Source organism: Streptomyces sp. NPDC021356 (assembly GCF_040641015.1).
Taxonomy (GTDB): Bacteria; Actinomycetota; Actinomycetes; order Streptomycetales; family Streptomycetaceae; genus Streptomyces.
Genome location: NZ_JBFACU010000019.1, coordinates 148,553 through 161,099, shown reverse-complemented (window position 1 = coordinate 161,099; position 12,547 = coordinate 148,553). Strand labels below are relative to the sequence as shown.

At 72.9% G+C, this 12,547-nt stretch carries 13 protein-coding genes; 7 read left to right on the top strand and 6 right to left on the bottom strand.

Features of this window, described 5'->3' with window-relative positions:
* Nucleotides 1–470 (top strand): biotin/lipoyl-containing protein (locus tag AB0G56_RS25540; RefSeq protein WP_360973091.1); only part of this gene is annotated, 470 nt, incomplete at its 5' end.
* 36 nt (nucleotides 471–506) lie between these two features.
* On the opposite strand, the gene AB0G56_RS25535 is transcribed toward AB0G56_RS25540, so the two are convergent.
* Entirely contained in the window at nucleotides 507–1,766 is a 1,260-nt protein-coding gene (locus tag AB0G56_RS25535) for an MFS transporter (protein WP_360973090.1), read from the bottom strand.
* 56 nt (nucleotides 1,767–1,822) lie between these two features.
* On the opposite strand from AB0G56_RS25535, the gene AB0G56_RS25530 reads away from it, so the two are divergent.
* Both AB0G56_RS25530 and AB0G56_RS25525 read left to right on the top strand, forming a co-directional pair.
* A complete protein-coding gene (locus AB0G56_RS25530; protein WP_360973089.1) occupies nucleotides 1,823–2,707 on the top strand; it encodes a winged helix-turn-helix transcriptional regulator in 885 nt (294 codons plus the stop codon).
* A gap of 80 nt (nucleotides 2,708–2,787) precedes the next feature.
* Nucleotides 2,788–3,444, top strand: a complete 657-nt coding sequence (locus AB0G56_RS25525) for an ATP-dependent endonuclease (protein WP_360973088.1) — start codon at nucleotides 2,788–2,790, stop codon at nucleotides 3,442–3,444.
* A gap of 137 nt (nucleotides 3,445–3,581) precedes the next feature.
* Here the strand turns inward: AB0G56_RS25525 and AB0G56_RS25520 are convergent, their stop codons facing one another.
* On the bottom strand, nucleotides 3,582–5,033 hold the full coding sequence (locus tag AB0G56_RS25520; RefSeq protein ID WP_360973086.1) for an amidase: 1,452 nt from the start codon (nucleotides 5,031–5,033) through the stop codon (nucleotides 3,582–3,584).
* Nucleotides 5,034–5,161: 128 nt separating this feature from the next.
* On the opposite strand from AB0G56_RS25520, the gene AB0G56_RS25515 reads away from it, so the two are divergent.
* Nucleotides 5,162–5,788, top strand: coding sequence for a helix-turn-helix domain-containing protein (locus AB0G56_RS25515; protein ID WP_360973084.1), 627 nt, complete (start codon nucleotides 5,162–5,164; stop codon nucleotides 5,786–5,788).
* A 24-nt stretch (nucleotides 5,789–5,812) separates the two neighbouring features.
* On the opposite strand, the gene AB0G56_RS25510 is transcribed toward AB0G56_RS25515, so the two are convergent.
* Both AB0G56_RS25510 and AB0G56_RS25505 read right to left on the bottom strand, forming a co-directional pair.
* Nucleotides 5,813–6,460 carry an FMN-binding negative transcriptional regulator gene (locus tag AB0G56_RS25510; protein ID WP_360973082.1) on the bottom strand — a complete coding sequence of 216 codons (648 nt, stop codon included), beginning with the start codon at nucleotides 6,458–6,460 and terminating at the stop codon, nucleotides 5,813–5,815.
* 174 nt (nucleotides 6,461–6,634) lie between these two features.
* Nucleotides 6,635–7,471: a DMT family transporter gene (locus AB0G56_RS25505; protein WP_360973080.1), complete on the bottom strand. Its 837-nt coding sequence runs from the start codon at nucleotides 7,469–7,471 to the stop codon at nucleotides 6,635–6,637.
* A 117-nt stretch (nucleotides 7,472–7,588) separates the two neighbouring features.
* Here AB0G56_RS25505 and AB0G56_RS25500 point away from each other — a divergent pair, with 117 nt between their 5' ends.
* Nucleotides 7,589–8,173, top strand: a complete 585-nt coding sequence (locus AB0G56_RS25500) for an XRE family transcriptional regulator (RefSeq protein ID WP_360973078.1) — start codon at nucleotides 7,589–7,591, stop codon at nucleotides 8,171–8,173.
* 123 nt (nucleotides 8,174–8,296) lie between these two features.
* Here the strand turns inward: AB0G56_RS25500 and AB0G56_RS25495 are convergent, their stop codons facing one another.
* A complete protein-coding gene (locus tag AB0G56_RS25495) occupies nucleotides 8,297–9,349 on the bottom strand; it encodes an Lrp/AsnC family transcriptional regulator (protein ID WP_360973076.1) in 1,053 nt (350 codons plus the stop codon).
* Nucleotides 9,350–9,444: 95 nt separating this feature from the next.
* Between AB0G56_RS25495 and AB0G56_RS25490 the strand changes: the two genes are divergently transcribed.
* Nucleotides 9,445–10,473: an amidohydrolase family protein gene (locus AB0G56_RS25490; RefSeq protein ID WP_360973074.1), complete on the top strand. Its 1,029-nt coding sequence runs from the start codon at nucleotides 9,445–9,447 to the stop codon at nucleotides 10,471–10,473.
* 101 nt (nucleotides 10,474–10,574) lie between these two features.
* Here the strand turns inward: AB0G56_RS25490 and AB0G56_RS25485 are convergent, their stop codons facing one another.
* Nucleotides 10,575–10,802 (bottom strand): DUF5133 domain-containing protein, encoded by a 228-nt coding sequence (locus tag AB0G56_RS25485; RefSeq protein ID WP_360973072.1) that lies wholly within the window; start codon nucleotides 10,800–10,802, stop codon nucleotides 10,575–10,577.
* Nucleotides 10,803–11,216: 414 nt separating this feature from the next.
* Between AB0G56_RS25485 and AB0G56_RS25480 the strand changes: the two genes are divergently transcribed.
* Nucleotides 11,217–12,533: a phosphatase PAP2 family protein gene (locus AB0G56_RS25480; RefSeq protein ID WP_360973107.1), complete on the top strand. Its 1,317-nt coding sequence runs from the start codon at nucleotides 11,217–11,219 to the stop codon at nucleotides 12,531–12,533.
* Nucleotides 12,534–12,547: the final 14 nt, after the last annotated feature.

Here is a 12,547-nt window from a genome sequence, read left to right as displayed (position 1 = left end):
CCAGCGACCCGTTCACGATCCACACCCGCTGGATCGAGACCGAGTTCACCAACGACATCAAACCCTTCACCGCCCCCGCCGACACCGACACCGACGAGGACACCGGCCGCGAGACGGTCGTCGTCGAGGTCGGCGGCAAACGCCTGGAAGTCTCCCTGCCCTCCTCCCTGGGCATGTCCCTGGCCCGCACCGGCCTCGCGGCCGGCGCCAAACCCAAGCGCCGCGCGGCCAAGAAGTCCGGCCCCGTCGCCTCCGGCGACACCCTCGCCTCCCCCATGCAGGGCACCATCGTCAAGATCGCCGTCGAGGAAGGCCAGGAAGTCAAGGAAGGCGACCTCATCGTCGTCCTCGAAGCCATGAAGATGGAACAGCCCCTCAACGCCCACAAGAACGGCACCGTCAAGGGCCTCACCGCCGAAGTCGGCGCCTCCCTCACCTCCGGCGCCCCCATCTGCGAGATCAAGGACTGAGGTCCCGTACGACCTCAGGCGCGCACAGGCGCCTGCTCAGGCCAGTTCGCGCATCCGGCGGACCGGGCTCGCCAGGAGGACCGCCGGGCTGACCGTGGAGAGCACGGCCAGGAGTGCCAGGGAGGCGCGGGTGCCCCACAGGGCGGCGGCGCCTCCCGCGGCCAGGGCGCCGAACGGGATCGCGCCCCAGGAGATGAAGCGGACCGTCGCCATCACGCGCGGCAGCAACTCCGGGGGCGTGGCGGTCTGCCGGTAGGTACGGGTCACGATGCTCGTCACCACCACGGCCCCGGCGAAACCGCCGTTGCCCAGGGCGAACAGGCCGAGCGCGGCGGAGTGGCCGGCCAGGGGCAGCAGCGCCGCGAAGCACGGTGCGGCGAGCGCTGCCCAGCGCAGCGCCCGGCCGCTGCCCAGCCGGGCGACGATCCGTGGTGTCAGCGCCGCACCGATCAGGGTGCCGACGCCCTCGGTCGCGATGAGCGCACCGACCAGGGCGGGCGGGGCGCCGAGCGTGTCGACCAGGAAGACCGGGGTGAGCGCCATCAGGCCGCCGCAGACGAAGTTGACGGCGGTCGCGTCCGCCGCGCAGGGGCCGATGACGGGGTGGCGGGTGACGTAGCGCCAGCCCTCGCGGATCATCTCGCCCATGCCCCGGCGCGGCCCCTCCTGCGCTGGGTGCGCGACCCGGGGCAACGTGCCCATGAGCACGGCCGAGACGACGTAGCTCACCGCGTCGACCACGACCGAGGTCGCCGCGCCGAGCACCTGGACCAGCACGCCGCCGAGGGAGGGGCCGCCGAGCTGGGTGGCCGCCCTGGTGCCCGAGGTGAGGCTGTTGCGCGCGGTGAGTTCGTCCTTGCTGACCAGGGAGGGCAGGAAGGTCGAGTTGCCGACGTCGAAGACGACGGACGCCAGTCCGACCACGAGGGCCACCACGATCAGCTGCGTCAGACCCAGGACGCCGAGCGCGGCAGCCGCCGGAACCGAGGCGACGGCGACGGCGCGGGCCAGGTCCATCGCCACCTGCGTCCCGCGCAGCGGCAGACGGTGCACGAGGACCCCGGCCGGCAGGCCGATCAGCAGCCACGAGGCGAACGAGGCGGCCGTGATCAGGCTGACCTCGAACGCCGAGGCGTGCAGCTCCAGGACCGCGAGCAGCGGCAGGGCCACGGACGTCACGGCGTCACCGGCCCCGCTCACCGTGGAGGCGCCCCAGTACCGCCAGAAGACCGCCGCGCGCGCCGCGCCGTCGTACCGTCCGTGCTCCTCGTCCCGCCCCTGCGTCACCGTCGTCATGCCTGCCCCCTACGAGCGAGTGAGTCTCTTTAGGGAACTGACTATACTCATGGATCATGCGATACACAGAGCTGGGCGACCCGGACTGCGCGATCGCGCAGGCGCTGACGGTGGTCGGTGACCCGTGGACGCTGCTGCTCATCCGCGACGTCGCGGGCGGGACCCACCAGTTCGACGCGCTCCGCGACGGGCTCGGCATCAGCCGCAAAGTGCTGGCGGAACGCCTGAAGGGGCTGGTCGCCGACGGGGTCCTGGAGAAGCGCCTCTACAGCCCGCACCCTCCGCGCTACGAGTACCACCTGACGCCGGCCGGCCGCGGGCTGCTCCCGGTCCTCGTCGCCCTCCAGGACTGGGGTGCCCGCCACGTCATGGGCGACGGCGCCCTCTCGGCCACCAGCACGACCGACTCCGCCGAGACCCGGCGCGTGCACGCCCTGGTGGGCCGCGGTCTCCCCCCGCTCGAACTCGCCGGCCCCGGTGGCGTGCCGGTCGACCCGGTCTCCGCGGACCGGGCCTGGACGGTCCTGTACTGCTTCCCGGGGGCGTACGCACCCGGCGGACACGACTACCCGCCGGGCTGGGGCGGGATCCCGGGCACCCGCGGATGCACCCTGGAGTCGTGCACCTATCGCGACCGGATGGCGGACTTCGCGGAGCGCGACGCGAGGGTGCACGGAGTCAGCACCCAGCGCCCCGACCAGCTCGCCGCCTTCGCGGAGCACGAGCGGATCGCGTTCCCGCTGCTGTCCGACGCCGACCTCCAGCTGGCCGCGGCACTGCGGCTGCCCACCTTCCGCGCGGGGGGCGTGGACCGGCTCAAGCGGCTCACCCTCGTCCTCGACTCCTCCCGCACGGTGCGCGGCGTGCTGTACCCGCTCGACGATCCGGCGGGTTCCGTCGACGACGCCCTGGCGCTCGTGGACTCACTGGCCGGTACGTGACGGCCCCGCCGGGCGCCGGGGAAACACACGTGCGTACGGGGTCGCGGCCGTGCCAGGATGGCGGCGGGAAGCGAGGTCTCGTGGACGAGTCGGGACGACGGTTCGGTGCGGCGGCAGTCGCATGGGCGGCCGGCGGGGCGGGGGCGGACGCGGCGGCGGCCAAGGCTCGGGAACTGGCCGACGGCGTGCGGACGGTCGTGCTCGTCGAGGGGGACAGTGACCGAACGGCGCTGGAGGCACTGGCCGGGCGGTCCGGCCGCGACCTCGGCGCGGAGGGCGTCGCGGTGGTTCCGCTCGGCGGTGCGACGAACATCGGCCGCTTCCTGGACGTGTGCGGCCCTCCGGGCCTCGGCCTGCCGCTGGCCGGTCTCTGCGACATCGGCGAGGAGCGGCATTTCCGGCGCCATCTGGAGCGGGTGGGGCTGGGCACCGGGCTCGGACGCGCCGGACTGGAGGAACTCGGGTTCCACGTGTGCGTGGCCGACCTGGAGGACGAACTGATCCGGGCGCTCGGGGCCGACGGGGTGCGGCAGGTCATCGAGGCGCAGGGCGAGACACGCCCCTTCCGCACCTTCCAGGGCCAGCCCGCCCAGCGGGAACGGCCCGTGGAACACCAACTGAGACGCTTCATGGGCACACACAGCGGCCGCAAGGCACTGTACGCGCGTGCCCTGGTCGAGCACCTGCCCCCGGAACGCGTCCCCCGGCCGCTGGAACGCCTCCTCACACACGTATGAGCCGGTCCACCAGCCACCCCCGGCCACACCTCGTCACCCGCCCGCCCCACCGGGCCCCGGCCCACCGCTCGTTCCGCGTCGGACCGGGCACCTGACCGTCAACCCGCCCGCAGTTCGGGTGAGTTCTGAGGCGTTCCTCAGGCACCCGCCTGATGTCCCGCCCACACCACAGGGGTGCGTTCCCGCCACGGGCTTGCCTGTTCGAGTTGGGCGGCGAGACGGAAGAGACGGTCTTCGCGCCCGTAACCGGCGGCGAACTGCATGCCGACCGGGAGTCCCGTCCCGGTGTCGGCCGTGACCGGTACGGACATGGCGGGCGTACCCGCGACGTTGAAGACCGCGGTGAACGGGGAGAGGTCGAAGAGGCGGCGCAGCCAACCGAGGCCGTCCAGTGCCTCGGCGCCCTCGGCATGGGTGCCCAGGGGCACGGGCAGGTCCGGCAGGGTCGGGGTGAGCAGCAGGTCGTAGGCGTCGAAGTACCGTGCCAGGCTCCGGGCGACGCGGTTGCGGACCGCGAGCGCGCTGACGAACTGGGCGCCGCCGACCCGCTGCCCGTAGTGGTAGCTCGCCAGGACGGGCGGTTCGAGGGTCGTGGAGTCGATCGGCCGGTCGAGGGCGGCGGCCAGCTCGTCGACCTGGGCCGTGAGGTTGGCCGTCCACTGGCGCGCGCCGGCCAGGACGAACTCCTCCCAGTCGGCCCCGAGGCCGACCTCGGTCTCCTGCACCCGGTGACCGAGGGATTCGAGCAGCCGTACGGTGCGGGAGAGCGCGTCGGTCACGGGCGCTGTGGTGCGGTGTCCTCCCCACGCCTGGCCGAGGACACCGATGCGCAGCGAGCCGGGGTGGCGGGTGACTTCCTCCGCGTACGGCCTCGCGGGCTCCTGGGCGAAGTAGGGGTCCCCGGGCTCCGGACCGCGGATCTGGTCGAGCAGTGCCGCACTGTCGCGTACGGTGCGGCTGACGCAGCCCTGGACGGCCAGGCCGTTGAAGACCTCGTCGAAGTCGGGGCCCGCGGAGATGCGGCCACGGGTCGGTTTCAGCCCGAAGAGCCCGTTGCAGGCCGCGGGTATGCGGATCGAGCCGGCGGCGTCGGTGGCGTGTGCCAGCGGGACCACCCCGGCGGCGACGGCCGCGCCCGCGCCCCCGCTGGACCCGCCCGCGCTCCGCTCCGGGTCCCACGGGTTGCGGGTCGCGCCGTACAGCGCCGGTTCCGTCGTGTTGCTGTAGGCCATCTCCGGTGTCGCGGTGCGCCCGAACGTCACGAGGCCGGCCCGGCGCAAGCGCCGCATCAGGAAGGAGTCGGCGCGGGCGACGTGTCCGGCCGCGAGGCGGCTGCCCAGTTCCATGCGCCGGCCGGCCATGGTGACCCCGATGTCCTTGATCAGGAAGGGCACCCCGGCCAGCGGTGCGCTGCCGGGGGCGGGCTCGTCGTCGGTCGGCCAGGTCTCCACGACGGCGTTGATCCGCGGCTCGACCGCCCGTGTGGCCTCGCGTGCGGCCGCCTCCAGTTCGGCGGGGGTCACCTCGCCCCCGGCCACGAGATCCGCGAGCCCCACCGCGTCGAAGTTCACGTACTCGGTCACTTTCACTGCCACTCCCGGTGGGCCAGACGATACCAAGGAGTCCCGCACGATACCGAGCGGTATCGTGCGGAACGGACTGGTACCGTAGCAGGGCATGTCAGGCCCCACAACCGACCGGATTCCACGGAGCAGTCATGACAGCGACCGCCAGAAGACCGAGCAGGGTGGCGAAACTGCCGCCGCGTGAACGCATCCTCGACGCGGCGGAGGAGCTGTTCCAGAGCGAGGGGATCCGGCGGGTGAGCGTGCAGGCGATCGCCGAGAAGGCCGAGACCACCAAGATGGCGATCTACCGGCACTTCGACACGAAGGACGCGCTGGTCGCGGAGTGGCTGCGGATCGTCGCCGCCGACTACCAGGCCGCCTTCGACCGGGCCGAGGCCGAACACCCCGGCCGGCCCGCGGAGCAGATCCTGGCCCTGGCCCGCTTCATCGCCGACGGACTGCCGACGCTCTCGCACCGCGGCTGCCCGTTCATCAACTCCCTCGCCGAGCTGCCCGACCGCGCCCACCCCGCACGGCAGGTGATCGAGCAGCACAAGGCCCGGCAGACCCGCAGGCTGGTCGCCCTGTGCGCCGACGCGGGGCTGACCGACCCGGAGCAGGCCGCGGCCGAGATCACCTTCGTCCTCGAAGGCGCGCAGGTCAGCCTGCAGAACGGGAGCATCGACCAGGTGGGGGACCGGCTGATGAGGATCGTGGCTGGGGTCGTGGACCAGCACCGCTCCCCCGCCGCCGCACCCCGGGCGGCCACCGGCTGACCTCGGCGGCGCAAGGGAGTCGGGTCAGGAATTCCGGGGGCCGACGCGGTCGAGGCGGCGCAGTTGCTCCCCTGCGGTGGGCACGTCGAGGCCCCGGCCGCGTTCGGTGAGACGGCCGGCGACTGCGGCGCGGTGCTCGACGGGTTTGTGGTCGTCGTACTTGAACTTGGCCCGTACGTCGCCGACTTCCAGGCGCAGGCCGCGGATTCCGGACAGCATGCGGCCGTAGGGCGGCCGACCGGCCTCGACGGGTGCGTGGTCCCCCTCGGGCTGGAAGTGCGCCATCTGGTGGCGCAGCAGCGCGGCCTTGGCCTCGGGGTCGTCGACGACATGGGCGCGGCAGGTGAACTGGACGGAGGCGTAGTAGCTGGTGGGGACGCCTTCGGTGGGCGGTGTGCCGGGCTTGGCCCGCCAGGGGCCGGGGATGAAGGCGTAGTCGCCGATGACGGTGAAGGTGACGTTCGGGTCGTGCTCGATCGCCTTCCAGACCAGGTTCGGCCGGGCGAGGTGGATCAGCAGGTGCCCCCCGTCGGTGGTGAAGTGGGTGGGGACGACGACGGGCGCCTGGCCGGGCGGGCCGTTGACGGCGAGCTGACCGAAGTCGTGGCCGTCGGCGATCCAGGTCTGCCATTCGGCGTCGTCCAGGGCCGCGTCCCAGGGCTGAATGAACATGCGGTTCTCCTTGACGGGGTGTCGCGCGATCGTACGGTCGAACTGCCGTGGGGCGGCAGCCTGCGGTCGCGTGGTGGTGGCGGGCGGTGGTCCAGGCATGGCGGGCGGCGGTCCCGGTGGGGCGTGCGCCGGTACAGGTGGGCGGGCGGTGGTCCCGGTCAGGCGTGCGCCGGTTCAGGTGAGGGCGAGGAGGCTCACCGCGACGGCGGCGGTGCCCAGGCCGACGAGCTGGCCGCGGTGGATGCGTTCGGCGAGTACACCGCGGGCGAGCAGCACCGTACCGGCCGGGTAGAGGGCGGTGATCACGGCGACGACGGTGAGGTCCCCGCTGCGGGCGGCTAGCAGGAACAGCAGGTTGGCCACGGAGTCCAGCACGCCCGCGGTCGCCGAGATCGCGTAGGCGGGCTTCTCCCGGCCCAGCCTGCGGCGCAGGAGCCCGGCCGCGGTCAGGGTGACGGCCGAGGAGACCGCTCTGCCGGTGATCAGGGGGGCCACACCGCTGTCGGACGGCGCCTGGTGCAGGCAGATCAGCTGGAGGGCGATGGCGGCGCCCGCCCCGAAGGCCAGCAGCAGCGCCGTCCGGGACGGCCGGGCGGCGCCCGCGCCGTGTCCGGCGCTGACCAGCACGACCGCGGCGAGCGCGAGCGGCAGACCGATCAGTCCGGCGAGGGAGAGGTGTTCGCCCTGGAGCAGGCCCACTGCCACGGGCAGTGCGGCGGAGACCAGCGCGGTGACGGGCGACAGCACGTTCATCGGGCCGATGGCCAGGGTCTTGTAGAGCAGGGCGAACGCGGCGGCCGAAGCGACGCCGGAGGCGGCTCCCCAGCCGAGGGCGCCGGGGCTGAAGGAGGCGCCGAGGACGGGCCAGAGCAGCAGTTCCACCGCGAGGCTGGCGGGGGCGGCGACCATGACGGTCCGCAGGACATGCGCCTTGCGGGCGCCGAGGCCGCCGAGGAAGTCGGCGCATCCGTAGGCGAGGGAGCTGCCCAGGGCCAGCAGCAGTGCGATCACGGTACATCCCTTACTGTCTCGGTGGAACGACCGTAGCGTACAACAGACTGACCGCATGGCGTCAATTGAACGACCGTACGGTACATTGCACTGGTCCACTGACTGAGGAGGGACCGGATGCCGGAGACCGATGCGGCTCTGCGGACGCTCGCGCACAACGTCCGGACGGCCCGCACCCGCGCGGGTCTGTCCCTGGACGAGCTGGGGCGGCGCGCCCAGGTCAGCAAGGGCGCCCTCGTGGCGCTGGAGAAGGCGCAGGGAAACCCGAACTTCGCCACGCTGGTGCGGCTGGCCGACACCCTCGGCGTCTCCGTCTCCGCCCTGCTGGAGGGCCGGACCGAGGGGCGCGTACGCGTCGTGGCCGCCGACGCGCTGACCCCGCTGTGGAGCGGACCGCGAGGCGGCGAGGCACGGCTCATGCTGACCACCTCGGGGCCGGCCCCGGTCGAGGTCTGGCGCTGGCGGCTGGAGCCGGGCGAGGAGTACCCGAGCCATCCTCACCAGGCCGGAGTCGTGGAGACCGTCAGCGTCACGTCCGGCCGGATGACGCTGGTCGTCGACGGCACCGAGCACCCGGTGGAAGCCGGCCAGACCGCCACCTTCGGCGGCGACACGTCCCACACCTACCGCGGCTCGGGCACCGGGACCTGCCACCTGATCATGACGGTGCACCTGCCGCCCGGCCCCGGCGGCACGGCCTGACGTCCGCCGCGGCCGTGCTGGAGTGCCGGGAGAGCCCGATCGGCTGCCCCGACGGCCCCCTCGTACCCCGCAGGACCGCACATGACCACATGGTCACATGACCGGGCAGCGGCGGTCGCGGCCTCAGCGGCGGGTGCCCGCGCTCGGCGGCTCGCTCAGGCGGTCGCCGGCCACCCGGGTTCCGGCCTGTTTGACGTGGCGCAGGACGGGGCTGATCTCCATCGTCTCGACGCCGGGCAGGGTCCCGAGGCGGTCGCTGGTGAACTCGAAGAGCCCGTCGAGGTCGTGGCAGTGGACGGCGGCGTGGAGGTTGTGCGGTCCGGACACCGCCGCGGCGAACGCCACCTCGGGCATCCGTGCCATCGCCCGTCCGACGGCCTTGACCCTGGCCGGGTGGACGCGCATCCACAGGTTCGCCCGGGCCCGGTACCCGAGGGCCTGCGGTGCGATCTCCACGTCGATGTAGGTCACTCCACCGGAGAGCAGCGCGTGCAGCCGTCGGGACGCGCGGCCCGGGGTGAGGCCGGCCGCGGTCGCGAGGTCGGCGAGGGTGGCCCGGCCGTCAGTGGCCAGGGCCGCGAGCAGTTGCTCGTCCTCGGCGCGCGGCCGCGCGGACTGCTCGCGCACCACCGGTTGTTCGGTGAACGGTACGTCGCCGCCCCCGAGGGCCGACTCCTCCTGCGGAGTCAGGGTCCCGGCGAGGGCGGCCCAGTAGTGCCCCCGTCCGCCGATGAACTGGCGGAGGATCACCGACGCCTGGAGGTCGAGCACGGCGGCGGTGCGGGGAAGCCGGCGGCCGAGCAGATCGTCGCGCTGCTCCTGCGACCGGGAGCGCACCGCGCAGGTGACCTCGGACCCGGCGGCACTCAGGGCGACCCAGCCGATGTCGTCGCGCTGCGCGAGCGCTTCCGCGATGGCCGCTGCGCTGCCCGGCCGGCAGCGCAGCCGCACCATCCACCGGCTCTGCCCCAGCGCCCCCGGGTCGACCATTCCGACCACGCGGATCACCCCGGCCCGCCGCATGCGGCGGTAACGGCGGGAGACGGTCGGCTCCGACAGTCCGAGGACCGTCGCGACGGTCGCGAACGGGACGCGGGGGTCGATCTGGAGCGCGCGAAGGATTCGCACATCGTCCCGCTCCAGCGTGACGGAATCGGCGACCTCCGGCTGCGACATGGCGGCAAGCCTACAGATCGCGCCGATTCCGGGCGGTCGCGCGGCCCGCATCGCCGACGCTCGTCCCCGTACGACGGAACGGAGACAGGAGCACCATGAGAGTCATCGCCATCGAAGAACACTGGACCACCCCCGAACTCGACCAGACCCTGCGCGCGCGGCCCGCGGGAGCGCGGGACGAGAGTGTGGCGCTGAACGACCGGGGGGACATCCCCGCGCGCCTGCTCGACATCGGAACGGAACGCGTTCAGGCGATGGACGCGGCCGGCGTCGACGTCCAGATCCTCTCGCTCGCCCCTCCGGGCACCCACGGGCTCCCCGTCCGGGAGGCGGTGGCGCTGAGCCGCGCCGCGAACGACCGCGCCGGTGAGGCCGTCCAGCGCCACCCGGACCGGCTGAGGGCGATGACGGCCCTGCCGATGTCGGACCCGGACGCCGCGCTGGCGGAGCTGCGGCGCACCGCGGACGTGCCCGGTCACGTCGGGATCATGTCCTACGGCCGCTGCGGCGACCGCCTGCTGGACGACCCGGCCTACGACGAGGTGCTGGCGACCGCCGCCGCGCTGCGACGGCCGGTCTTCATCCACCCGCAGATCCCGCCGAACGCGGTCCGCGAGGCGTCCTACAGCGGTTTCGGTCCTGCCCTCGACCTGGGGCTGGCCACCTTCGGCTGGGGCTGGCACATCGAGGCGGGGGTGGCGGCGCTCCGGCTCGTCCTGCGCGGCACGTTCGACCGCCACCCGGACCTGCAGATCGTCCTGGGTCACTGGGGGGAGCTGCTTCTGTTCTGGCTCGACCGGGCCGACCGGCTCTCCGACCTCGCCCCTCGCCTCCGGCGACGGGTCTGCGAGTACTTCGCGACGAACATCCACGTGGCGACCAGCGGCATGCTGGCCCCGCGGCTGCTGCGCCACGCGCTGGACCACACGAGCGCCGACCGCATCCTGCTGTCCGGGGACTACCCGTTCCACCGGATCGAAGCCGCGGCGGTCGCCGACCTCCTGCACACACTGCCCGAGGAGGACCAGCACAAGATCGCCCACGCCAACGCCGAGAAGCTCTACGGCCTCGCACCGGCTTCCTCGGGCAGCGACCTCCAGGAAGCGGGGACGCGGCAGCGGTGACGTACGCCGCCCGTCGGCGCGCGGCAGCGGTGACATACGCCGCCCGTCGGCGGGGCGCGGCCCGCGGGGTACGGACGCGCCCCCTCCCCCGTCAGGCCCCCTCAGGCGGACAGGAGGGAGTCGTCCAGCGGGCGGGCGCCGGGGAGCTGGTGTCGGGCCGCGACGAGGGCGGCGTCGATGTCACGGGTCCCGGTGGACACGCACAGCGTGTACGCGAGGTCCTCCATACGCCGACGCACCTCCGGGCTGCCGTCCTCGGCGTGCAGGATCCGCAGCGTGTCGTACTGCTCGAGCAGGTTCCTCAGCACGGTGGGGTGTGCCATGAGCATCAGGAGTCTCCCTCGTCGCGGTGATCCACAGGCGTCGTACGACGACCCGTGTGCCCCGGCCCCCCGGGCTCCATTCCCCTCCGGCGACAGCACCCCTCGTGGACTCCTGCAAGCGCCCATCGGGGTGGTTCACCGCCCGCGGCGTCCAGGTCTTGCATCAAGTGCGGCAGCGCGCGGCCCGGCAGCCTCCGGCAGCGGCGAAACCCGCCCACACCTGCCGTTAGCATGTTCGAACTCGCGGCGATCGCCCCGATCGCCCGGTCTTCACCGCAGAAGCGTACCGACCAGCACGATGAGCGACCTCTTTGTCCGACGTCTACCAAATGGGCCAAACAATTGAAGAACATACCGACACTGATATCCCCGCGGACCGACGGTGACCCCGAGTCCGCGGCGTGGCGTCGGCCGCGGGTGATCCTGTGGGTCACGGCGAGTGTGGTGACCCTCGGATTCCTCGTCGCGCTGGAATGCGCCGCGCGCCACTACGGCCTGCGGGGGCCCCTCACCAACCAGGCGCGGGAGGTGATCTTCAATCCCAGTTCGGGCCCGCTGCTGTACGCGGGTCTGGCGCTGCTGATGGTGGTGCTCACCTGGCGGCAGCGGCTCATCGCGGCCGGTACGGCGGTCGGCATCGACCTCGTCTTCCTGCTGGTGCGGTGGGCAGCCGGTGCCCCACTGGAGTTCGGCAACGGCGCCCTGTGGGTGGTCCTCGGCTGTGCGGTCCTCGCCGTCACCCGCCGCAGCGGCCAGGAGCGCGCGCTGCTGCTGAAGGGCGTCGGGCTGGCCCTGCTGCTGGTGGCCGGGCACAAGACGGGCGACACCTGGCTGCTCATCACGTCGAAGACGCGTCCGCAGGTGCTCGACCAGTACGTGGCGACCGCCGATCACGCGCTGGGCAACCCGTCCTGGCTGGTGGGCCGGCTCGTCGAGGCCAGCGGATCGATCGGCTACCACGGTCTCCACCTCGTGTACGGCCAGCTCCCCCTGGCAGCGGCCATCGTCGGGCTGTACCAACTGCGTCACGTGGCCACCGAGCGCCGCTTCCCGGCCCACCACCTGGTCCGCACCTTCCTGGTCATCGGCTTGCTCGGGCCGGCCATCTACATGATCTTCCCGGTGGTCGGACCGGTCTTCGCCTACGGCACCGACGGCGGTCACTGGGCGACGGCCGACCTGTGGCCCGGCACGATGCCGCCGATCGGCGCCCCGCACGCGATGCCGTTCGACGGGATCACCCCGCGCAACTGCATGCCGAGCCTGCACACGGCGTGGGCCACGACGCTCTTCATCCACTCCCGCAAGGGTTCACGGACGATGCGCTACGCCGGTGCGTTCTGGCTGGTGGCCACCCTGACCGCGACGCTGGGCTTCGGCTACCACTACGGCTGCGACCTGGTCGCCGGCGTCGTGTTCGCGCTCACCGTCGAGGCGGCGATGCGCGCGTTCGCCCGCGGCTGGGACCGCTCTGCCGTCCAGTTCATCTCCTACGGCGCCACGGTCTTCACCGCGCTCCTGCTGGCGTACCGCTGGCTCCCCCTGCAGATGGCCGACCTCCCGTGGCTCTACGGGCCGCTCCTGCTCCTGGCGATGGCCTCGGTGGTCCTCTTCTACGTGCGGACCACCAAGCGGTGGGATGCGCAGGAGACGCCGGTGCCGCTCCCGGGACAGCGATCCGCACCGCCCCGGTCCCCGGAGTCCCAGGCCGGCGAACCGCAACCCGAACTCGCGTGAGTCGTGCCGCCCCA